Source organism: Amorphus sp. 3PC139-8, from assembly GCF_040750475.1.
In the GTDB taxonomy this organism is placed as follows: Bacteria; Pseudomonadota; Alphaproteobacteria; order Rhizobiales; family Amorphaceae; genus Amorphus.
In genome coordinates this window covers 29,551-51,363 of record NZ_JABJVY010000032.1, presented here as the reverse complement: position 1 = coordinate 51,363, position 21,813 = coordinate 29,551, and the positions used below count along the sequence as shown (strand labels likewise).

The following is a 21,813-nucleotide window of genomic DNA, read 5'->3' as shown; positions in this document are numbered from 1 at the left end:
TTCGCCGGCGGCGCGCCGTTCACGGTGGCGGGCGTTCCGCTCGGCGAGGACGTGGCGCTTGTCGGCGCCGGCCTGGAGCTCGACCTCGGCGCCCAGCCACAGATGGGCATCGCCGGCGTCAGCCTCGGCGTCTCCTACGATGGCCAGTTCGGCTCCGGCGTCACCGACAACGCCGCACAGGGACGACTCACCATCGAATTCTAAAGAGGAGGGCACATCGCCGTTTGGCGGTGTGCCAACTGAAGCGGGACCAATCCGTTCCGGTTGGCTCGATCTAAACGGGCGCTGCGCTCGCCCTTTGACGCGCCGCGCTTTTGTGGCGGAGCGTCGGCACGCAGAGATTTCTACATGACCGCGAGGGTTGCGTTTTGCGCAATCCTCCGGTGATTTCGCCCATCTATTGTGCATAGCTTGCCGATGTTATGGTCATTTTGTCCTGCGCATCGGCGGCTTCGGCGCCGTTCCGCATTTCATCGAATCGCAGAACGACGCCAAGAGATGGGTTTGGTGCGTTTTCGCACGGCGACAGCGAGTGCCTTCGCCGGCGAACGCGCCGAGGTCTGCCCCGGACGTCGGTCGCACTTCTGGTCCGAGGCTTGCCATGACGTCGATCGCCGCCGATCGGTTCGCCGACGGTCTCGATTCCCGCCATGCCTGGATACGGCTTGGCGTGTCGGCGCTGATCACTACGATTGCCGGCGTCGGCTTCTGGTCGTCGGTGGTGGTGCTTCCGGCCGTCGAGGCCGATTTCGGGGCCACCCGCGGCGGGGCCTCGCTGCCCTATTTCGCGCTGATGTCGGGCTTTGCCGTGGGCGGCATCGTCATGGGCCGGCTGTCCGACCGGTACGGCGTTCGGCTTACGCTCTCGATCGGGCTGGTCTCGCTGCTGGTCGGCTACACGCTGGCCGGGCTCTCCACCAACTTATGGCAGTACGCCGTCATCCACGGCGTCTTCATCGGCGGCATGGGGGCGTCGGCGGTGTACGGTCCGATGATCGCCGACGTCTCGCGCTGGTTCGACAAGCGCCGCGGCATCGCGGTCTCCATCGTCGCTTGCGGAAGCTATTTTGCCGGCGCGGTATGGCCTTCGGCGATCCAGGCTATGGTCGACCAGTGGGACTGGCGGACCGCCTATCTGGCGACCGGGATCATCTGCTTCGTGACCATCCTTCCGCTGATGCTGTTCCTGCATCGTCCGACGCCGGACGAGCCGGAGATCGTGCGCCGTCCCGTCCGCCGCGCCCGGGCCAATCAGACGGCTGCCGATGTCGACTTGCCGCTACCCCTGCTCCAGGGGCTCCTGGTGGTGGCGGGGGTTGCCTGCTGCGTCGCCATGGCCATGCCGCAGGTTCATATCGTGGCGCTTTGCACCCAGCTCGGCTACGGCGCCCAGGCCGGCGTCCAGATGCTGTCGCTGATGCTGGTCACCGGCATCGTCAGCCGGCTGTTCTTCGGCATGGTGGCGGACCGGATCGGGCCGTTGCCGACGCTGTGGATCAGCTCGATCCTGCAGGGCCTGTCGCTGTTCCTGTTCCTGCCGTTCGACGGGCTGGCGCCGCTCTATCTGGTTTCCGGCCTGTTCGGGCTCGCCCAGGGCGGCATCGTGCCGACCTACGCGCTGATCATCCGGGCCTTTTTCTCGGCCAAAGAGGCCGCCGGGCGGATCGGCATCGTGCTGTCGGCCACGCTCATCGGCATGGCGGTCGGCGGCTGGATGTCGGGCGAGATCTTCGATTATTTCTATTCCTACGGCCCGGCGTTCATGAACGGGATCGCCTGGAATCTCCTGAACCTGTCGATCGCCACCTTCCTGTTCCTGCGCCTTGGAACCGGCAAGCTCGCCACCGCCTAGAGCATGTCCAGGCCAAGTGGAAACCGGTTGGCCGTCCGGACATGCGTCAAAACAAAGGGTTAGAACCGATCGGTGTTTCCGTGAAACGCTGACAGGCTCTAAGCGCGAGCAATCGCAGGAAAAGTGCTCTTGCGGTTTTCCGTTCGCGATTGCGCCCGAAAGAACCAGGCCGTGCCCGCGCAGCCGTGAGCGAAGCGAACTGGCCCGAGCGATAAAATTGGCTCCGCGTTTGCACGCAAAGCGGGATCCGGTTCGACAGGTTCCGGGGCTGCTATTTCGAAAGCCGGGCCGCGTGCCAGTCGAGGTGATCGGCAACGAACGTGGCGATGAAATAGTAGGAGTGGTCGTAGCCCTCCTGCCGGCGCAGCGTCAGCGGAATGCCCGCCATCGCGCACGCGGTCTCCAGGAGTTCCGGCTTGAGTTGGTTCTCCAGGAAGCCGTCGGCGAGGCCCTGGTCGACCAGGATGTCGTCGACCCGGTGGCCGTCTTCGATCAGCGCGCAGGCGTCGTAGCGCCGCCAGAGCGCGCGGGCGTCGCCGAGATAGCCCGGCAGCGCCTTCTCGCCCCAAGGGCAGTTGAGCGGCGAAGCGATCGGCGCGAATGCCGACACCGCCTTGAATCGGCCCGGATTCCTGAGCGCGATCGTCAGCGCGCCGTGGCCGCCCATGGAATGGCCCATGATCGACTGGCGCTGAAGATCGACCGGGAAGGCTTCGGCCAGAACGGCCGGAAGCTCGGTCTCGACATAGCTCGCCATGCGGTAATTGCGGTCGTAGGGCGCGACGGTCGCGTCGACATAAAAGCCGGCGCCGAGGCCGAAATCGTAGGCGCCGTCGGGATCGTCGGGCACGCCCTCGCCGCGTGGGCTGGTGTCCGGCGCGACCACCGCCACACCATGCTTGGCGGCGACCCTCTGGGCGCCGGCCTTGGTCGTGAAGTTTTCTTCCGTGCAGGTCAGTCCGGAGAGGAACCACACCAGCGGCACCGGCCCGGCCTCTGCGGCCGGAGGCAGGTAGATCGAGAACCGCATGTCGGTGCCGGTCTCGGAGGACGCATGCTTGCAGACGAGCTGGCGTCCGCCGAAGGAGCGATTTTCGGAAACGATTTCCACGGTCATCGAGTGTCCTTGTGGCTTTGCCGCACGTCCCGGCGGAAGGCCGAACCCGTGCTGAAGGTCGTTAACCGCCCACCATGCCGCCCTCGACCCCCGGCTTTTGCCGGGGTGCGCGGAGAAAGTTGGGACTTAACGCGAGTTTTTGAACTCCGCTTGTGTGTTTGATTTGTGGTTTGCTTGAGCGTCGGAAGGCGTGGCGACGCCTCCCGACGCTCAAGCAAACCACAAATCAAACACACAAGCGGAGATTGGGGACAGGCCGAGGCAACGAGCCTGGGCCTCCGTATCACTCCGCCAGCGCGCGACCGCGCGCCGCCGTAAGCAATCGCAGGAAAAGTGCCCTTGCGGTTTTCCGTTCGCGATCGCGCCCGAAAGAACTAGGGTGCGCCCGCGCAGCCGCGAGCGTCAGCTCGCTGGCGCGAGCGCTTAATACTGAATCACCGAGCGGATCGACTTGCCTTCGTGCATCAGGTCGAAGGCGGTGTTGATCTCTTCCAGCGGCATGGTGTGGGTGATCAGATCGTCGATGTTGATCTTGCCCTCCATGTACCAGTCGACGATCTTCGGCACGTCCGTGCGCCCGCGCGCGCCGCCGAAGGCGGTGCCCTTCCAGACGCGGCCGGTGACGAGCTGGAACGGCCGGGTGGAGATCTCCTTGCCGGCTTCCGCGACGCCGATGATGATGGATTCGCCCCAGCCGCGATGGCAGCACTCCAGCGCCTGGCGCATCACGTTGGTGTTGCCGGTGGCGTCGAAGGAGAAGTCCGCCCCGCCATCGGTCACGTCGACGATCGCCTGGACGACCTTGTCGGCGCCCACGTCATTCGGGTTGATGAAGTCGGTCATGCCGAACTTCTCGGCCATCTCGCGCTTGGCCGGGTTGAGGTCGACGCCGATGATCTTGTCGGCGCCGACCATGCGGGCGCCCTGGATCACGTTGAGGCCGATGCCGCCGAGGCCGAACACGACGACGTTGGCGCCGGGCCAGACCTTGGCGGTGTAGATGACCGCTCCGATGCCGGTGGTCACGCCGCAGCCGATGTAGCAAATCTTGTCGAACGGGGCGTCCTCGCGCACCTTCGCCACCGCGATTTCCGGCATCACGGTGAAGTTGGAGAAGGTCGAGCATCCCATGTAGTGGAACAACTCCTTACCGCCCATGGAAAAGCGGCTGGTGCCGTCCGGCATCAGGCCCTTGCCCTGGGTGGCGCGGATCGCCGTGCACAGGTTGGAGCGCTGAGAGAGGCAGGTCTTACATTCCCGGCACTCGGGCGTGTAGAGCGGGATGACGTGATCGCCCGGCTTCACGCTGGTCACGCCGGCGCCGACCTCGCGCACGATGCCCGCGCCCTCGTGGCCGAGAATGGAGGGGAACAGGCCTTCCGGATCGCCGCCGGAGAGGGTGTAAGCGTCGGTATGGCAGACGCCGGTTGCCATGATCTCGACGAGGACCTCGCCATCCTTCGGACCGTCGAGTTCGACGGTTTCGATCGCCAGCGGCTCACCCGCCTTCCACGCGATAGCTGCCTTGGTCTGCACCGGATTCTCCTTGGGTTGGCGCTCGACGCCGCCTCGAAGCGGTCGATGTCCTCCTTAGAGCCTTTTCCGCTCGGATGGAAACATCTGAGCGATAAGAAATGGCTCCAGATTCAATCGCTTGAGCAATTGCTTTCCGCTCGGACCGATTCAGTCTGAACGGGACATGCTCTAACATCGCGATTTCGTTTTCGAAACCACGCTCTGACGGCCTTGGTCGGCCGAACGGGCAGGAGATCAGGCGGGATCCACGAGATCCAGGGGCAGGGCGGCTTCGCTGGCGTATAGAGCAATCTCGGCTTCGAGCGCATGGAGCCGGAACCGGCCGATCGGCGCAAGCGGGTCGGTTCGGATCAGCCGGAGGGCCATCATCGCACTCACGGCGCACCAGCCGGCCCGCATATAGGCGAGGGCGCCGGCCTCGGCCTGGCGAGGGCTGTCCTCCAGTGCCAGCATCTCCGCCGACAGCCGCTCGAAGTGCCCAATGACCCGCTCGGCGGTGTCGGCGGACGACAAGTCGAGGTCGCGGGTGGCCTCGATTTCCCGCTTGGCGCGGGCGAGGAAGGCGACGAGACCGCGGCCTCTGTCGCGCCAGAGCCGGCGCATCAGGAAGTCGATCGCCTGGATGCCGGAGGTGCCCTCGTAGATGGCCAGGACCCGGGTGTCGCGCAGCGCCTGCTCCACCGGCCATTCCTTGGTGTAGCCGGCGCCGCCGAGCACCTGGATCGCCGCGCTCGCCACGTCGAATCCGGTCTCCGCTCCGAAGGTCTTCGCCATCGGCAGCATCCAGGCGACGAAGGCGGCGTGCTCGTCGGCCGCCTCGTCGCTTTCGCGGCGGGCGAGATCCATGGACACGGCGAGTTCCAGGATCGCGGCGCGCAGGATTTCCACCCGCGCGTCGATCGCAAGAAGCTGCCGGCGCACGTCGGTGTGGGTGGAAATGGCCACCGGCGTTTCGTTCGGCGCCCCGCCCTGGCGGCGATCGGCGGCATAGGCAAACGCCACGTCGGCGGCGCGCGCCGCGACACCAAGACCTTGGCAGGCGGTCAGCAGGCGCATCTGTTCGATCATCGCGAAGAGCTGCGGCAGCCCGCGACCTTCCTCGCCCAGAAGAATCCCGTGGGCATTTTCGAACGAAAGCGCGCAGGTCGGCGAGCCGTGCAGGCCGAGCTTCTCTTCGATGCGGGAGACCGAGACGCCGTTCTGAGCGCCATCGTCGCGCAGGTTCGGTACTAGGAACAGGCTGAGGCCCCTGGTGCCGACGCCGCCGCCGGTGCGGGCGAGCAGGCAGTGGCCGATCCGCTCCGTGACGTGGTGATCGCCGAACGAGATCCAGATCTTCTGCCCTGTGATCTGCCAGGTGCCGTCGACACGCTCCGCCCGAGTGCGGATACGGCCGACATCGGAGCCGGCATCGGGCTCGGAGATGCAGATGGTGGCGCCCCATTCGCCAGCGACGAGCTTCGGCACCCATGTCGACCGGGTCTCTTCGTCGGCGACCGACAGAAGCAGGTGGGCCGCCGCGCGGCTCGCGCCGGCGAGCATCATGAAGGCCGGGCAGGCGCCTTCGAAGAACGGGCCACAGGCCGCCTGAAGCGCGATCGGAAGCCCCTGGCCACCATGGTCGGGCGCGATTTCCATCCCGAGCACGCCGGCCTCGGCGATCGCACCATAGGCCTCGCTATAGCCGTCCGGCGTGATCACGCGGCCCTGCTCGAACCGGCAGCCGTCGGTGTCGGCGGCGACGTTCAACGGTGCCACGATCTGGTTGGCGATCTTGGCGCTCTCGGCGACAAGGGCCGCGACGGTCTCGTCGTCCAGATCGGGGGTGAGCTTAAGCAACCGCTGCCAGCCGGAGGTGGCCTGCAGAAGGGCCGCCACCCGGCCGGGATGGTCGCGGGGATCGTCGAAAACGCTCATCGGTCGTCGCTTGTTATTTCGGAGGCAGGCGGATGGCGCCGTCGAGGCGGATCACCTCGGCGTTGAGGTAGGCATTCTCGATGGCGAACAGGACGGCGTCGGCGAACTCCGACGGTTCGCCGAGCCGGCTCGGGTACGGGATCGATTCCGCCAGCCGCTCGCGCGCCTCCTCGGGGATGTTGTAGAGCAGCGGGGTGAAGAAGATGCCGGGCGCGATCGTGTTGACGCGCACGCCGAAGCGCGCGAATTCGCGCGCCGCCGGTAGCGCCAGCGAAACGATGCCGCCCTTGGAGGCGGCGTAGGCGGACTGGCCAATTTGGCCGTCGGTCGCGGCGACCGAGGCGGTGTTGACGATAACGCCGCGACTGCCGTCCTCCAGCGGATCGAGGCTCGCCATCTTGGCGGCGGCGAGCCGCATCATGTTGAAAGTGCCGATCAGGTTGACCTTGATCACCGTCTCGAACGCGTCGAGCGGCATCGGCCCGTCGCGACCCAGAATGCGCGCCGCCACCCCGACGCCGGCGCAATTGACCAGGATGCGCACGCCGCCATGGGCGGCCGCGGCTTTCTCGATGGCGGCCTCCGCCGCGACCGGATCGGTCACGTCGAGTTCGATCGCCAGCCCGTCGACGTCGGCGGCGACCTTTTCGGCGGCTTCGAGGTTGCGGTCGATGATCGCGACCTTCGCGCCGCAGGCGGCAAGCAGCCGGGCGGTCGCCTCGCCGAGGCCGGAGCCGCCGCCGGTGACGATCGCTGCGTTGTGCTCGGGCGTCACGCCGCCTGCTCCTTCTTCTTGGCGCGGATCACGCGCGGGTCCTGATCGTCGTAGAGCGCTTCCACCAGATCGGCCCGGTTGCGCAGCATCTTGCGCTGGTTGATGGACCCCTTGTCGGTGACCTCGCCTTTATCGAAGCTCGGCTCTTCCTCCAGGAGCATCGCCCGCATCACCCGGGTGGCCGACCCGGTACCGCGCGTGGCATGGGTACCGAGCAGCTCGGCGATCCTCGTGCGCACCGTCGGATGGGCCAGGATCTCATGGTCGGAAAGGTCCGCCTCGTTCGCCACCAGCGTTCTCAGCTTCGGCATGAAGGGAAGCAGCAGCGCGCCGAGCTCCATGTGGTTCTCGCCGGCGATCACCGCGTCGCGGACATAGCCGTCCAGATCGTTGGTGAGCTTCGCCCTCAGCGCGCCGACGGCGACCCAGGTGCCGGTTTCCAGCTTGAAGTTCTCCGCCAGCCGGCCGTCGAAGAAGAAGCCCTTCTCTGGGCGGCCCTCTTCGGCGAATTTCAGCGCGTCGCCGAGCTTGTAGAAGCCTTCCTCGTCGAAGGCTTTCGCCGTCTGTTCCGGATCGCGCCAGTAGCCGGGCGTGATGTTCGGACCCTTCAGCCGCGCCTCCAGCTTGTCCTGGTCGGGAACGAGCTTGAGGATCACGCCTTGGGAGGGAATGCCGACATTGCCGGACTGCTTCTGCTCCTCGGTGCATTTCAGAGAGAACGGCCCGGTTTCGGTGGCGCCGAGGCCGGTCGCCAGCAGCACCCGGCTTCCGATGGTCTCTTCGGAAAGTTCGTTCAGCCGGTCCCAGGTGTGCTGGGCCATGCCGGCGCCGGCATACATCATCATCTTCAGCCGGGCGAAGAAGTTTTTCCGGAGCTCTTCGTCACGCTCCATTTCCTCCACCAGCATCTCGTAGCCGGCCGGCACGTTGAAATACCAGGACGGCGAGATCTCGCGGAGATTGCGGATGGTCTCGCCCATCTTGTGCGGACTCGGCTTGCCGTGGTCGACGTAGTAGGTGCCGCCATTGTAGATGACGAGGTTGAAGACCTTGTTGCCGCTGGCGGTGTGGTTCCAAGGTGCCCAGTCGACCACCACCGGCGGCTCCTCGCGCATGAACGCGTAGCAGTCGGCGACCATCTCCTGGTTGGCGCACAGCATCCGCTGGGTCTGGATCACCGCCTTGGGCGATCCCGTCGTGCCGGAGGTGAACAGGAACTTCGCGATCGTGTCCGGTCCCACGGCTGCATGGGCCCGGTCGACGTCGGCCGTCACCGGCGTGCGGTAAACCTCGTCGAGCATCAGGCAGGCGCGGCCGGACAGCGGATCCTTGGCGACCATCACCGGCACCGCCGGGTCGATCACCGCCTCGATCGCCTTTTCGAAGCGCCGCCCCTCTGCGGCGAACACCAGGCCGGGCGTCATCCGCTCGACGATGTCGCGCAGCTTGTCGTAATCGGTGGAGATCAGCGAATAGGCAGGGGCGATCGCCGCCGACGCCACGCCGACATGCTGGGCGCCGAGCGCCACCAGGGCGTGCTCGATGCCGTTTTCGGACAAGATCAGCACCGGCCGTTCGACCGAGGCGCCGAGATCGATCAGCTTCTGGCCGATGGCGCGGACACGCTCCAGCGCCTCGGCGTAGCTGACGTTGCGCCATTCGCCAGTGTCGCCGCGCTCCGCCATCCAGGTCCGGTCCGGCGTCGTCTCCGCCCAATGAACCAGTCGCTCAGTGATCTTGTCGGGGTAGGGTCTGAGCGGATCGTCCCGCCAGACCAGGATGGACCCGTCGTCCCGCACCTCGTGCCCGACGGCCGGCGTCCACAGCTTGACGTCCCTGAGGCCAGGTTGTGACATCCGTATCCTCCCAATGTTTTTCGGTTGTCACCGTTTTGCGGGATCCTTGACTCGATCCGGATTGATTGTCTACTAGGAAACAAAAAAATCGTAGACATTCCATGTGGCGCCGTTCGTATGGAAGTGCCGGGAGGAAACGAAAGCGTATGCAAGATCATCGCACGGGCAACGGAGCCGACCCCGATCTCGTCACCTACGAACTGAAGGGCGATGTCGCGCTTGTCGGCCTCAACCGACCGGAAAAGCGCAACGCCATCAGCGACAGGTTCATCGAGGCGATCGCCGTGGCGGTCGAGCGGGCCCAGTCGGAGGCGAAAGCCGCGGTGATCTTTGGTCACGGCAACCATTTCTGCGCCGGCCTGGACTTGGCCGAGCACGTTCAGAAATCCCCGATCGAAGGCGTCAAAGGCTCGCGGCGCTGGCATGCGGTGTTCGGCGAGATCGAACACGGTGCGATCCCGTGGATCGCCGCCCTGCACGGCGCCGTCGTCGGCGGCGGGTTGGAGCTTGCCTCCTCGGCCCATATCCGTGTGGCGGACGAGACCGCCTTCTTCGCGCTTCCCGAGGGCCAGCGCGGCATCTTCGTCGGGGGCGGCGGCTCGGTGCGCACCGCCCGGCTGATGGGTGCGGCGCGGATGGCCGACATGATGCTGACCGGCCGCGTGGTGTCGGCGGAAGTCGGCGAGCGCTGGAACCTCGCCAGCTACGTGGTTCCGGCAGGCACCGCGCTCGACAAGGCGATGGAGCTCGCCACCGCCGCGGCAAGCAACGCGATGCTCTCCAACTACGCGGTCATCCACGCTCTGCCGCGCATTCAGGACATGGCCAAGGAAGACGGCCTGTTCGTGGAATCTTTCATCTCGGCCTTCACCGCGACCAGCCCGGAGGCCGAGGAACGACTGCGGGCGTTCCTGGAAAAGCGGGCCAAGCGCCTCGAGGTGCCGAAGGGGGACGCCTGATGGAGGCGACCCTGGAGCGCAACGGGGCCACGGACGAGGTGGACCTGGGAGAGCTCTGCCGCTCGCTCGGCTTTCTCGTCCGGCTCGCGCAGATTCGGGTGTTCGAGAACTATTTCGCCGAGCTCGGCCAGTACGACATGCGGCCCGGCGAGTTCTCCGTGCTCGTGGTCATCGGCCTCAATCCCGGCGTGCGCCAGGGCGTGCTCGCGTCGAAGCTGATGATCAAGCGCGCCCACATCACCAAGCTGGTGCGCGCGTTTGAGGATCAGGGGCTGGTGGCGCGCCGCATCCCGGACGAGGATCGCCGGGTGGTCGAGCTGACCCTGACGCGGGCGGGCCGCGCCTTCGTCGACGAGCGTCTCGACGTTCTGACCGCCTTCGATACGAAGGTGCCGGACGGCCTGACCGTCGGCGAGCGTGATCAACTCGTCCTTCTCTTGCAGAAACTTCTCGGACTTTCGGAGCCGGTGCGATGAACGTCGACGATCTTCTCGCCATCGACATTCACACCCACGCCGAGGAACCGTGCTGCGGGCCGCGCGACGACGGCTACCACGAGTTCCAGGCGGCGATGGCCAAGTATTTCAAAAATCCCGCCGGCGCCGAAGGCATGCTGCCGACGGTTCACGATACCGCGCGCTATTTCCGCGAGCGCAAGATCGGGTGCGTGATCTTCCCGGTGGATGCAGAGCGTGAGACCGGCTTCCGGCGCTATGCCAACGAAGAGGTCGCGCAGATCGCGGCGGAAAATTCCGACATCATGATCCCGTTCGCCTCGATCGATCCGGCGAAGGGCAAGGCCGGGGCGCGCGAAGCGCGGCGGCTGGTGCGTGAGTTCGGGGTGCGCGGCTTCAAGTTTCACCCCACGCTGCAGGGTTTCTATCCTAACGACCGCTCCGCTTACGTGCTCTACGAGGCGATTGCGGAAGAGGGCGCCATTACCCTGTTCCATACCGGGCAGACCGGGGTTGGCGCCGGCATGCGCGGCGGCATGGGCATGCGGCTCAAATACTCCAATCCGATGTATTTGGACGATGTGGCCGCCGACTTTCCGGACATGCCGATTATCTTGGCGCATCCCTCCTTTCCGTGGCAGGAGGAGGCGCTGTCGGTCGCGACCCACAAGCCGAACGTCTACATCGACCTGTCCGGCTGGTCGCCGAAATATTTTCCGGAGATTCTGGTCAAATACACCAACACGCTGTTGAAGCACAAAATGCTGTTCGGCTCCGATTGGCCGGCTATTACGCCCGACCGCTGGCTCTCCGATTTCGAGAAGATCGAGATCCGCGACGAAGTGCGGCCGCTGGTGTTGAAGGAAAACGCCCGCAAGCTTTTGTCGCTTTAGGAAGTGAGTTGTTCTTTTTTCGTCAGATTCGGAATGCCTCCGAAATTTGCTTAAATTCAATGTGTTTTTCTGCTCAATACGACATGATTTCAAATAAAGGCGTTTGAGACCGTCCTTTCTCGCCGGAAAAGTCTGGCTGAACGGGAAAGCTTAAGCGCGAAGAAGCGACGCGGCGGGGGAATGCCCCGGTCGACGTCGCCAGCCGCTGACAACTTGTTCGTTGCGTTGTCGCTCGGCCGGCCATGAAGCCCGCGAGCGGAGCACGAAACCCCGAGGGAGGAGAGTCACATGAACAAATTGCTTGTCGCGACCACTGCGGCCATCGGGCTGGTTGCCGCCGCCACAGCGGCCGACGCCCGCGATCTCAGGATCGCGCCCGGCGCTCCGCCGGCGCATCCGTCCAACAGCCACCTCTATCAGAAGCTCCAGGAATATCTGCCGGAGGAATCCAACGGCGAGCTGACCGCCACCCTGCTCGGTCCGGAGGTCGCGAGCCTCGGCCAGATGAAGGACGCGCTGCAGAGCCAGCTCGTCGAGGTCGGCAACCTTCTGCCGCTCTATTTCCCGGCCGATCTGCCGAATATGGCGCTGGCCGGCGAACTCGCGCTGTCGGGCCGTTCGCCCCAGGCGATGGCGGCGGCCATGACGGAATATATGGTCACTTGCGACACCTGCCAGGACGAGCTGAAAAAGTTCGGGATGGTCTATCTCGGCTCCGGCTCCTCCGACGTCTACACACTTCTGACCAAGAAGCCGGTGAAGACGGCGGACGATCTGAAGGGTTTGCGCCTGCGTTCGGGCGGGGCGCCGTTCTCGCGCTGGGCCGATCATTTCGGCGCGGTGCCGGTGAACGTGTCGGTGACCGACACCTTCGAATCGCTCTCCCAGGGCACCATCGACGGCAGTATCGCCTCGGTGGCCGACCTTCTGTCGTTCCGCCTGATCGATCTCGTCGACTATGTCGGCGTGATGGAGCTCGGCACCTATCACGCCACCTCCGACTTCACCGTCGGCGAGGCGGCGTGGCAGAGCCTGAGCGTGGAAGAGCGTGAGGCGCTCGCCCGTGCCTCCAACCGGGCGAACGTCGACTTTACCTATCGGTGGGGCTACGAGATGCCGAAGGAAGCGGTCGAGGCGGCGAAAGAGGCCGGCATCGAATTCGTCGAGCCCTCCCAGGAGTTGATCGACGCGTCGAACGCCTTCGCCGAGGCCGATATTCAGAACGCGATCGATCGCTCCAAGAACCAGTTCGGCCTCGACGATGCCGACGAGCGCGTGCATCGCTTCCTCGATCTCGTCGACAAGTGGACCAAGATCATCGACGAGGTCGGCAACGACCCCGTGAAGATCGCCGAGAAGACCCAGAGCGAGATCTGGGACAAGGTCGACTTCTCCAGCTACGGGCTCTGATCGCCCGAGCGGCCGGCGCGGAGGGAGCTTCCGCGTCGGTTGTCCTGTCGGTTCGTTCACGCCCTCGCGCAAGGACGCGTTTCCATGACGGCGTTCGCCCGCCTGACCAACCGCGCCATGAATCTGACCGCCGCGATCGCTGCCCTGGGCGCGCTCGTGATGATGGCTCACATTTGCGCCGAAGTGGTCCTCCGAACCTTTTTCGATGCGCCGATTCCGGCAACGGTCGAGATCGTCTCGCGCTACTACATGGTCATCCTCGCCTTTCTGCCGATCGCCTGGCTGGAACGGCGTCGCGGCATGGTGAGCGTGGAGGTGATCGAATTTCTGCTGTCGCCACGGGTCATCCGGGGCTGGGACGTTGCCGTGGCCCTGGTCTCCGCGCTGATCTATGCCGGCCTTGCCTACACCACCTGGCTGCTGGCGCTGAAAAACTATGCCAGCGGCACCTTCGTGATGGCCCTCGAGGTGGCGGTGCCGGTCTGGCAAACCTACTTCCTGCCGCCGCTCGGCTTCGGGCTCGCCGTGCTGGTGACCCTTGCGCGAGCGATGACGATCCTGCTCGGCGGGGAAGCCGAAGATGTGCATGAGGCGCTTGAGCGATGAGCCTTGAAATCGGGTTCTACGGGATCGGCGCCTTAATCGTTCTTCTGATCTTGCGATTGCCGGTGGCGCTGGCGCTGATTGCGGTGTCGTTCGGCGGCATGGCGGCGATGCTGGGTTGGAAGCCGGCGTTCGGCATCCTGTCCTCCACGCCTTACTCGTTCGTGGCGAGCTGGACCTTGAGCGCGGTGCCGATGTTCCTGCTGATGGGCTTCGTCGCCTATCATGCGGGCCTCACCACCGGCCTGTTCGAGGCGGCCAAGGCCGTGTTGCGCAAGGTGCCGGGCGCGCTTGCGATCTCGTCGATTTTCGCCTGCTCCGGCTTTGCGGCGGTGTGCGGCTCGTCGCTTGCCTGCGCGGCGGCGATGGGGCGGATCGCGATCCCGGAAATGGTGCGGGCGGGGTATCGGCCGAGCTTCGCCTGCGGCTCGATCGCGGCCGGCGGCACCATCGGTGCGCTGATCCCGCCGTCGATCCTGATGATCGTCTACGGCGTGTTCGCGGAGACCTCGGTCACCAAGGTGTTCATCGGCGGCATTTCGCTGGGCATTCTCACCGCGATCGCCTACTCGATCGTCGTCCTGCTTCTGTGCTGGCTGAGGCCGGATATCGTGCCGCGCCGGCCGGTGGATGCCGACGAGATCAGCCCGGCCGAGGCGGTCTTGAAGATCTGGCCGGTGCTGGTGCTGATCGCACTGGTGTTTGGCGGCCTGTTCTCCGGCGTTTTCACCGCGACGGAAGCCGGCGCGGTCGGCGCCTTTGGGGCGCTGGCGATTTCCGCGCTCACCGGGCGGCTCGATTTGCCGACATTGAAAGCCTCGCTGATCGAAACGCTGACCACGTCCGCTTCGCTGTTCGTGATCGCGATCGGCGCGGCGATGTTCACCCGCTTCCTCGGCGTGAGCGGTTTGTCCGGCTTCATCTCGTCGACCATCGGCGGCGCGGACATCGGCTATTTGCAACTGATGCTGATCGTGGTCCTGATCTATCTGGCGCTCGGCATGTTCATGGAGCCGTTCGGCGCCCTCCTGGTGACGCTGCCGGTGCTCCTGCCGGTGTTCGAGGCTCAGCAGATCGACCTGATCTGGTTCGGTGTGCTTGTGGTGAAGCTGCTTGAGATCGGCATGATCACGCCGCCGGTCGGCCTCAACGTCTTCGTCATCCGCTCCGTTGCCTCGCAGCATGCGAGCGTCGTGGAGATTTTCCGCGGCGTGACGCCGTTTTTGCTGGTGGATGTGGTCGTGGTGGCGGTCGCGATCCTGTGGCCGGGCCTGATCCTGTTCGCGCCGTCGCTCATGAACTGACGTCATTTAGCGGCTCGGGCTTTCGGGTTTCCCCGCTGGCGCGATCGCTTGCGTTCAGGGCTTTCAGGCGGCATTGATGCCCCGCAATGTGGATCGTGGGACTGTAGATTGGCCACGATAACAGGAGTAGGGGCTTTGACGAAAACCAGTGAAATGAAGGCGATCGGCACAGACGCGGGGGCGTTGAAAAGCTGGGCCGGGCGGATCTTCGGGCTCGTGGTGGCTTTGATGTTAGCCACGGCGCTTCCGGCGGCGGCGCAGGACAATGCCCAGGCCCAGGGCCAGGGCGGTGGCGACCAGGCGCAGAACGGCCCGCCCTGGTCGACCCGGTGCAGCTCCAACTCGCGCGAAGCCGCGCCGGACTGCCAGATCGAACAACGCGCCGTGGTAACGGAGACGGGGCAGCTTCTGCTGCTGGTGACGATCGGCGTTTCCGGCAATTCGCGCGAGCCGATGATGACCGTGCGCACCCCGCTGCAGCTCTTCCTGCCGGCCGGTGTCGCCATGGACATCGACGGACGCGACGCCGCCAAGATCGACTACCAGACCTGCGATCAGTCGGGCTGCTATGCCCGCATGCCGGTGTCGAACGGGCTGCTCGAGGCGATGTTCAAGGGCCTGAAGCTCAACATCACGCTGGAGACCATGGCGCGCCAGAAGGTTCAGGTGCCGATGTCTCTGTCGGGTTTCACCGAGGTCTACAACCGGATCCGGTAGAGCGTTTCCAGGCGAAGTGGGTACCGGTTCGCCGTCCGGAAACGCGGCAGGTAAACTAGCCGCAAATCCCGGACGGAAACCCGCGAGAGCACTTTTCCGGGAAACGCGTCGAAACAAGAATTGAGACCCGCTCCGCGATCCCGTGAAAAGCGGAACGGGTCTAGTCGAACGCGCCGTCGATCGGCAGGAAGGCGCCGTTGATCGATCGGGCGGCGTCGGAGGCGAGGAAGGCCACCGTCGCGGCGACCTCCTCCGGCTCGACGAAGGCTTTGGTCGCCTGCCGGCCGAGATAGTGCGCTTCGGCGTCTGCGATCGAAACGCCATTCTTCTCCGCATAGGCTGCAATCACCGCTTCGATGCGCGGGCCGCGTACGGAGCCGGGCATCAGCGCGTTGACGCGGATGCCGTCGGTCGCGACCTCCCGGGCAAGCGACGCCGTAAAGCCGAGCACCGCCCATTTGGAGGCGGCATAGGGCGAGCGGTTGGGGTAGCCGATCTTGCCGGCGACGGAAGAGAGATTGACGATTGTGCCGCCGCCGTCGCGGGCCATCTGCGGCACCACCAGCCGGCAAGTCAGAAACATCGCGGTGATGTTGACGGCGAAGGTGTCGGCCCACTCGTCCGGCGAGATCGCCGGTACCGGAGCGGTCGGGCCGGAGACACCGCCATTGTTCACCAAAACGCCGAGCGGGCCTGCCTCGGAAATCAGCGCCTCGATCTCGTCCGCCTTGGTCAGGTCGCAGGGGACGAACCGGCCGCCGACCTCCGCCGCCACCGCCTCGCCGGCGGCCGTATTGATGTCGGAGACGATGACCTCGTAGCCCTCACGCGCCAGTGCGCGGGCCGTCGCCGCGCCGATGCCGGAGGCCGAAGCCGTGATCAATGCGCGCTTATGGGGCATGGGGGCTCCTTACCGGGAGTCTTGATGTAGGACCGCCGCTCGGGCGCCGCGACCTGTCATTCGTCGATCAGATCGTCGACACGCACGCGAAGCACACGGGCGAGCCGACCCAGAACATCAGTGGTCCCCGAACGCTTTCCGCGTTCCAGATCGGACAGATAATTCTGGCTGATACCGGCCTCGGCAGCGAGGGCGGCTTGTGTCAGGCCGCGAACCTTGCGCCAGCCGGCAAGCGCAGTCTGGGCCGAGAGTAGAATTTCGGCTTCGGCATCGGAAACCGTTGCGATTTCGCCCCCGCGAACGCCAGCCATGATCGCGTCGGCTGCAGCGATCTGCTCCGCACGTCTTGAAATTTGCCTGAGCATTAGGTCCACCATTTTGCGACACGCCCAATTTCAATGACAGCCAGAGTTAGGCCCGAAAGCGCGACTATTGCTGCCAGGATTCTTTCTGGCCAGTCCAGCCTGCGTTTGATCTGCAGTTCTTTGCCGTCCCAGTAAAGGCGGTTGGTCTTCGGGTCCAAGCCAAGCAGCGACAGTCCTTCAAGCGAAATCGGCATTACTCCGCTCGGCCAGTCCTCGGGCGGGGGTGTTTTCGAATAGCGTGTGGCGCGGACATGCGCCCACTGAGTTCCGAGGTTGGCATCGGACATTTGAGGCACTCTGCGGTTAGCCGGCAGCCGAAGAGTGAGCTTAGATTGGAATACGCGCTCTTTACACCGCTCACTCCGGCGAAAGCCGGAGTCCAGGGCAAGCCACTCCGGCGTGGCGGTCCTTGGCCCTGGATGCCGCCGGCCTTCGCCGGCATGAGCGGAGACCTTGTGAGGCTTGTGCGCCTCCCCTCACTCCGCCGTGAGATCCGGCCAGTTTGCCGGGCCCTCGTGGGTGACGGCGCCGGTGTTGGCCTGGCCGACCAGCTTGGCGTATTTGCCGAGCGCGCCGGCGCGGTGGTTCGGAGCTCTGCGCGTCCAGGCGGCGCGGCGGCGTGCCATTTCCGTGTCGTCGATCAAAAGGTCGATCCGGAGCGTCTTGGCGTCGATGCGCACGGTGTCGCCGTTCTCAACCAAGGCGAGTGGGCCACCGACGGCGGCTTCCGGGGCGACGTAGCCGATGCACATACCCCGGGTCGCGCCGGAAAAGCGCCCGTCGGTGATGAGCGCGACCTTCTCGCCCATCTCCTGGCCGTAGATCAGCGCGGTCACGCCCAGCATCTCGCGCATGCCGGGTCCGCCGACGGGCCCCTCGTTGCGGATGATCAGCACGTCGCCGGCAGCATATTCCCGTGCCGACACGGCCTTGGCGCAGTCGTCCTCGCTCTCGAACACGCGCGCCTTGCCCTCGAAGGTCAAGGTCTTCATGCCGGCGACCTTGAGAAACGCCCCGTCCGGTGCCAGCGAGCCCTTCAGGATGACGACGCCGCCGTCCGGGCTGATCGGGGTCGCTGGCGAGTGGATCACGGTGCCGTCGGGCGCCGGCGCGGCGCCATAAGTCTCCGCCAGGCTCTGGCCGGTCACCGTCAGGGTCGAGCCGTCGATGTGGCCGCTTTCGATCAGGGCACGGATAACGACCGCCGTGCCGCCGATCTCGTGCACGTCCTTGGCGTGAAAGCGGCCGCCGGGGCGGAGGTCGCCGATCAGCGGGGTGCGGGCGAACACGGCCTGCACGTCGTCGATGTCGAAGCGGATGCCGGCCTCGTTGGCGATTGCCGGCAGATGCAGCGCGGCGTTGGTCGACCCTCCGGTCGCCGCCACGATCGCGGCACCGTTCTCCAGCGAGGCGCGGGTCAGGATCTCGCGCGGCAGCGGGCCGCCACGCGACAGCATCTCCATGACGAGCCGGCCGGCGGCCTGGGCTTTGGCGGCGCGCTCGGAATAGACGCCAGGGATCATGGAAACGTTGGGGAAGGAGAGGCCGAGCGCTTCCGACACCATCGCCATGGTGTTTGCCGTGAACTGGCCGGCGCAGGCGCCGATCGTCGGCTTGCAGACCCGCTCCAGCCGGGCGAGCTCGGCCTCGCTCATGCGCCCGGTCTGGACTGCGCCAACCGCCTCGTAGGCGTCCAGTACCGAGACGTCCTTGCCGTCGAACCGGCCGGGGAGTGCTGCCCCGCCGAACAGAAAGATGCCCGGCACGTTGCAGCGCACGATGCCCATCAGCACGCCCGGCAGCGTCTTGTCGCAGCCGCCGAAGCCGATTAGCGCGTCATAGGCATGGCCGTGGACGACGGCCTCGATGGAGTCGGCGATCAGCTCGCGCGAGACCAGCGAGAATTTCATGCCCTCGTGGTTCATGCCGACGCCGTCGGACACGCTAATGGTGGTGAATTCGCGCGGCGTGCCGCCGGCCTCCTCCACGCCCGCCTTGGCGGCGTCGACCTGGAAGCCGTGGGTCATGTTGCAGGGCGTCTGCTCGCCCTTCATGGAAACGATGCCGACCATCGGCTTGGCGATCGCGTCGTCGTCGAGCCCCATCGCTCGCATGAAAGCCCGGTGGGGCGTTCTGTCGAGGCCGATCTTGGTGACGTCCGAGCGCAGCCGCTTCATGTGCATCCTCCCTGAATCTCAGCGAGGTGTACCATAGAAGAATCCCAGAGTTGGACGACAGTGGTTTTGCTTGAAACGAGGTGGGGAGGGAGAATGCCTCGCGGTCGGCGGACACGGCCGCAACGGCGCTACACGTGCGGCTTGCGCAGATCGGCGTGGAAACCGAGCGTCGTGGTCGCGACAGGCAGGTGGACCTCCACCAGACCCTCGTCGTCGGGAACGCGCTTCATGGTGAAGCCCAAGGCTTCGCAAAGTGCCAGCATTGTGGTGTTTTCCCGCAATACCTCGCCGACGATCTCGTCCAGCCCGTCGGCCCGCGCATATTCGATGATCAGGCTCATCAAGGCCCAGCCGAGGCCTTTGCCTTTCTGTTCCGAGCGCAGAAGGATCGCATATTCGCCGACCCGGTGGTCTGGGTCGGCATGCAGACGCACGGAGCCCTGGATCGCGCCCGTTACTGGATCCTTTGCCACGAAGGCGATCGCGCGGGCATAGTCGAGCTGGGTGAGGCGGGCGAGCATGGCGTGCCCGATATGGCGCAGAGGCGCGAAGAAGCGCAGGCGCAAATCCTCCTGATCGATCGATTCCAGGAAGGCTTTGTATTCCGGCTCGTCCTCCGGGCGGATGGGATGAATTTCCAGCGTGCGCCCATCGCGCAAGGTCAGCTCGCGCTGCCATTCGGTCGGATAGGGGCGGATGGCAAGCCGGGGGTGGCCGAGCCGTCCAGGCCCGTCGCCGCCGGGGGCGATATGGACCCGTGCCGTCCCCGCCCGGGCGTGACCGCTGCCGACGATCAGCGGGTCGATGTCCACGGCTCGGACCTCGGGACATTCGACGGCGAGCTGGGCAAGCTGGACCAGAAACAGGCAGAGCGCGCCCCGATCGGTGGCGGGATCGTCGGGGCTGCCCTCCAGCTCGAGGCAGAGGGTGGCACGCATTTCATCGGCGAGCCGAAGGTCGAGCGGGGGCAGGGCGGTCGCGACCGGAGCGGTCGCCGCGGAGGCGCCGGCGTGGGCGAGCACGAGGGCGGGGCCGAATGCGGCATCGTCGACAATGCCGGCAATCAGGGCCGTTGCCCCGTCATGAGGAAGCGCCGGCTCCAGCACGACCGCCTCGGGCACCGGCGTTGTCGCCGAGGCCGCGCCTCCGGACAGGATGAACGAGGCGAGCCGTTCCGCGCCGGCCGCACTGGCAACCTCCACGGCAAGCGGTTGGTTGGCGGGACCGTCGGTTTCCGGTCCGATCCGGCAGAACGGAGTGTCGGCCAGCAGCGTCGCGGCGGCGGCCCGTGCCTCGCCGGCCGTCTCGGCGCGCAGCCGGTTCAGGGTTTCAATCCCGAACGCGCGCAGCAGGCTGTGGCCGTCGGAGCTCTTCAGCCGGGTCCGGCCATCGGCAAATGCGCGATCGAGGATGCCGCGCACGGCATCGCGGGCGCGGGCTGCGCCCTCGGGACCCGCCGGCGGCGTCGACATCAACTGTTCCTGGCCCCGGCCATAGCCGACCAGGTGCAGGAAGGAGCGCACCGCCGCGCCTGGCGAATTGCGCACCAGAATGCCCGCTTCGCCAAGGCGGCGTTCCTCCGCCGGCTCAAGATCCAGAAGCACGGCCAGAATCGGCTTGGGCCGGATCGCCTGGCGCTTGTGGGTGCGGGCGGCCTCGATCAGCACATCCACCAGGGCGGAAATCGGGGAGAAGGCGGTCGGCGCCGCGGCCACCAGCACGCCGTCGGCGCCGCGGTCGGCGAGCAACGCGGCAATGGCGGCGGCGAAGGTCTGCGGCGCGGCGTCGTCCTCCAGCACCGCCGGATTGCCGGGCTCGACATAGCGGCGCACCAGCGGCGCCAGCGTGGCGCAGGTCTCCTCGCTTGGGGCCGCGAGCTGGCCGTCGCGGGCGGCGAGCCGGTCCGCCGTGATCGAGGCCAGGCTCCGACCGTTTGCGACCACGGCGAGGCGGCTGCCGGCGGGCGCGCGGAATCGGCTCACGGTCTCCGCGGCTTCCAGGACCTCGTCGATGTCGAACACGCGCACCAGCCCGGCGCGGGCGAAGGCCGCGTCGTAGATGCGATCGCTCGGCGCAAGTCGGTCGCAGAGGGTGTCGGTGGGCCGGAGGGGATCGCGGGTCACTCCGGAGCGCACCACTACGACGGGCTTGGTGCGGGCAGCGGCCCGGGCGGCCGACATGAATTTGCGCGGCTCGCTGATGGTCTCCATGTGCACGACGATCGCGCGGCTGCGGCCGTCGGAGGCAAACCAGTCCAACAGGTCGCCTACGTCGACATCCGCTTTCTGACCGAGAGAAACCACGCCGGAAAAGCCGAGCCCGTGGCTTTCGGCCCAGGCAAGGGTCGCGTTCACCATCGCGCCGGAGCGGGCGACCAGGGCGAGATCGCCCGGCCGGGCGTCGTGGGCCATCAGCGAGGCGTCGAGCCCTTCGCCGGGAACGCGCACGCCAATGCTGCCCGGACCGATCAGGCGCAGCCGCCGATTGCGGCCAGCGGCAAGGGCGGCGGCGACCACCTCGTCCGGCCAGGCGTCATAGCTCGCCGACGCGGCGATGACTGCGCGCGTTCCGGCCTCCGCCAGGGCCGCGATCGTGGCAACGGCGTCGTCGGCGCCACCGAGATAGACGGCAAGGTCGGGTGTTGCGGAGGCGTCGCCCAGGTCGCCGGGCTCGAAGCCGTCGATGGGGGTGTCGATCCCGAGCGCCCATTTGCGAGCGCCTTTGCGCGAGGCGGCGACCCGTGCGGCCAGCAGCTCGCATTGGCCGGAAGCGAGGCGGTTCGGCCCCACGAGGGCGATCGAGCCGGGCCGGAACAGGGCGTCCAGATTGAGGATCGTCATCGGTCTCTCCCGTGCGACCAGGACATCGCCTCCGGAGCCCGGAGGAGGGAGATCGGGATGAAAAAAGCGGGGCAGGTTTCCGCCCGCATCCCGCTCTCAACTCAACGCAACTTTTAAAACGATTTCGGGACGATGA

At 66.1% G+C, this 21,813-nt stretch carries 19 protein-coding genes; 9 read left to right on the top strand and 10 right to left on the bottom strand.

The window, feature by feature from the left end; all coding sequences use genetic code 11:
- Together HNS03_RS22500 and HNS03_RS22495 are read left to right on the top strand one after the other, a co-directional pair.
- Positions 1–204, top strand: a 204-nt coding sequence (locus HNS03_RS22500; protein ID WP_367198302.1) for a hypothetical protein, incomplete at its 5' end; no start/stop codon positions are given.
- Between the two features lie 397 nt (positions 205–601).
- The gene (locus tag HNS03_RS22495; protein ID WP_367198301.1) at positions 602–1,852 is read left to right on the top strand and encodes an MFS transporter; all 1,251 of its coding nucleotides are present in this window, start codon (positions 602–604) and stop codon (positions 1,850–1,852) included.
- Positions 1,853–2,123: 271 nt separating this feature from the next.
- Here HNS03_RS22495 and fghA read toward each other — a convergent pair whose 3' ends face one another.
- From fghA to HNS03_RS22470, 5 genes are all read right to left on the bottom strand, one after another.
- The gene (gene fghA, locus HNS03_RS22490; protein ID WP_367198300.1) at positions 2,124–2,969 is read right to left on the bottom strand and encodes an S-formylglutathione hydrolase; all 846 of its coding nucleotides are present in this window, start codon (positions 2,967–2,969) and stop codon (positions 2,124–2,126) included.
- 423 nt (positions 2,970–3,392) lie between these two features.
- A complete protein-coding gene (locus HNS03_RS22485) occupies positions 3,393–4,505 on the bottom strand; it encodes an S-(hydroxymethyl)glutathione dehydrogenase/class III alcohol dehydrogenase (RefSeq protein ID WP_367198299.1) in 1,113 nt (370 codons plus the stop codon).
- A gap of 234 nt (positions 4,506–4,739) precedes the next feature.
- Positions 4,740–6,422, bottom strand: a complete 1,683-nt coding sequence (locus tag HNS03_RS22480; protein ID WP_367198298.1) for an acyl-CoA dehydrogenase family protein — start codon at positions 6,420–6,422, stop codon at positions 4,740–4,742.
- A gap of 13 nt (positions 6,423–6,435) precedes the next feature.
- Positions 6,436–7,197 (bottom strand): SDR family NAD(P)-dependent oxidoreductase, encoded by a 762-nt coding sequence (locus HNS03_RS22475; protein ID WP_367198297.1) that lies wholly within the window; start codon positions 7,195–7,197, stop codon positions 6,436–6,438.
- The gene (locus HNS03_RS22470; protein ID WP_367198296.1) at positions 7,194–9,053 is read right to left on the bottom strand and encodes a feruloyl-CoA synthase; all 1,860 of its coding nucleotides are present in this window, start codon (positions 9,051–9,053) and stop codon (positions 7,194–7,196) included. The genes HNS03_RS22475 and HNS03_RS22470 overlap by 4 nt, the downstream gene beginning before the upstream one ends.
- Before the next feature lie 146 nt (positions 9,054–9,199).
- Here HNS03_RS22470 and HNS03_RS22465 point away from each other — a divergent pair, with 146 nt between their 5' ends.
- The 7 genes from HNS03_RS22465 to HNS03_RS22435 all read left to right on the top strand — a co-directional run bounded on the left by HNS03_RS22465 (position 9,200) and on the right by HNS03_RS22435 (position 15,394).
- Positions 9,200–10,012 carry a crotonase/enoyl-CoA hydratase family protein gene (locus tag HNS03_RS22465; RefSeq protein ID WP_367198295.1) on the top strand — a complete coding sequence of 271 codons (813 nt, stop codon included), beginning with the start codon at positions 9,200–9,202 and terminating at the stop codon, positions 10,010–10,012.
- The gene (locus HNS03_RS22460) at positions 10,012–10,488 is read left to right on the top strand and encodes a MarR family winged helix-turn-helix transcriptional regulator (protein ID WP_367198294.1); all 477 of its coding nucleotides are present in this window, start codon (positions 10,012–10,014) and stop codon (positions 10,486–10,488) included. Before HNS03_RS22465 ends, HNS03_RS22460 begins: the two co-directional genes overlap by 1 nt.
- Positions 10,485–11,360: an amidohydrolase family protein gene (locus tag HNS03_RS22455; RefSeq protein WP_367198293.1), complete on the top strand. Its 876-nt coding sequence runs from the start codon at positions 10,485–10,487 to the stop codon at positions 11,358–11,360. The genes HNS03_RS22460 and HNS03_RS22455 overlap by 4 nt, the downstream gene beginning before the upstream one ends.
- A gap of 288 nt (positions 11,361–11,648) precedes the next feature.
- A complete protein-coding gene (locus tag HNS03_RS22450; protein ID WP_367198292.1) occupies positions 11,649–12,770 on the top strand; it encodes a C4-dicarboxylate TRAP transporter substrate-binding protein in 1,122 nt (373 codons plus the stop codon).
- Between the two features lie 84 nt (positions 12,771–12,854).
- Positions 12,855–13,376, top strand: coding sequence for a TRAP transporter small permease (locus HNS03_RS22445; protein ID WP_367198291.1), 522 nt, complete (start codon positions 12,855–12,857; stop codon positions 13,374–13,376).
- Positions 13,373–14,677 (top strand): TRAP transporter large permease, encoded by a 1,305-nt coding sequence (locus HNS03_RS22440; protein ID WP_367198290.1) that lies wholly within the window; start codon positions 13,373–13,375, stop codon positions 14,675–14,677. The genes HNS03_RS22445 and HNS03_RS22440 overlap by 4 nt, the downstream gene beginning before the upstream one ends.
- A gap of 135 nt (positions 14,678–14,812) precedes the next feature.
- Positions 14,813–15,394, top strand: a complete 582-nt coding sequence (locus HNS03_RS22435) for an invasion associated locus B family protein (RefSeq protein ID WP_367198289.1) — start codon at positions 14,813–14,815, stop codon at positions 15,392–15,394.
- A 160-nt stretch (positions 15,395–15,554) separates the two neighbouring features.
- Here HNS03_RS22435 and HNS03_RS22430 read toward each other — a convergent pair whose 3' ends face one another.
- From HNS03_RS22430 to HNS03_RS22410, 5 genes are all read right to left on the bottom strand, one after another.
- Positions 15,555–16,295, bottom strand: a complete 741-nt coding sequence (locus HNS03_RS22430) for an SDR family NAD(P)-dependent oxidoreductase (RefSeq protein ID WP_367198288.1) — start codon at positions 16,293–16,295, stop codon at positions 15,555–15,557.
- 56 nt (positions 16,296–16,351) lie between these two features.
- Positions 16,352–16,672, bottom strand: a complete 321-nt coding sequence (locus HNS03_RS22425) for a helix-turn-helix domain-containing protein (protein ID WP_367198287.1) — start codon at positions 16,670–16,672, stop codon at positions 16,352–16,354.
- The gene (locus HNS03_RS22420) at positions 16,660–16,947 is read right to left on the bottom strand and encodes a hypothetical protein (protein WP_367198286.1); all 288 of its coding nucleotides are present in this window, start codon (positions 16,945–16,947) and stop codon (positions 16,660–16,662) included. Before HNS03_RS22420 ends, HNS03_RS22425 begins: the two co-directional genes overlap by 13 nt.
- 189 nt (positions 16,948–17,136) lie before the next feature.
- On the bottom strand, positions 17,137–18,837 hold the full coding sequence (gene ilvD / locus HNS03_RS22415) for a dihydroxy-acid dehydratase (protein WP_367198285.1): 1,701 nt from the start codon (positions 18,835–18,837) through the stop codon (positions 17,137–17,139).
- A gap of 128 nt (positions 18,838–18,965) precedes the next feature.
- Positions 18,966–21,677 (bottom strand): GNAT family N-acetyltransferase, encoded by a 2,712-nt coding sequence (locus tag HNS03_RS22410; protein ID WP_367198284.1) that lies wholly within the window; start codon positions 21,675–21,677, stop codon positions 18,966–18,968.
- Positions 21,678–21,813: the final 136 nt, after the last annotated feature.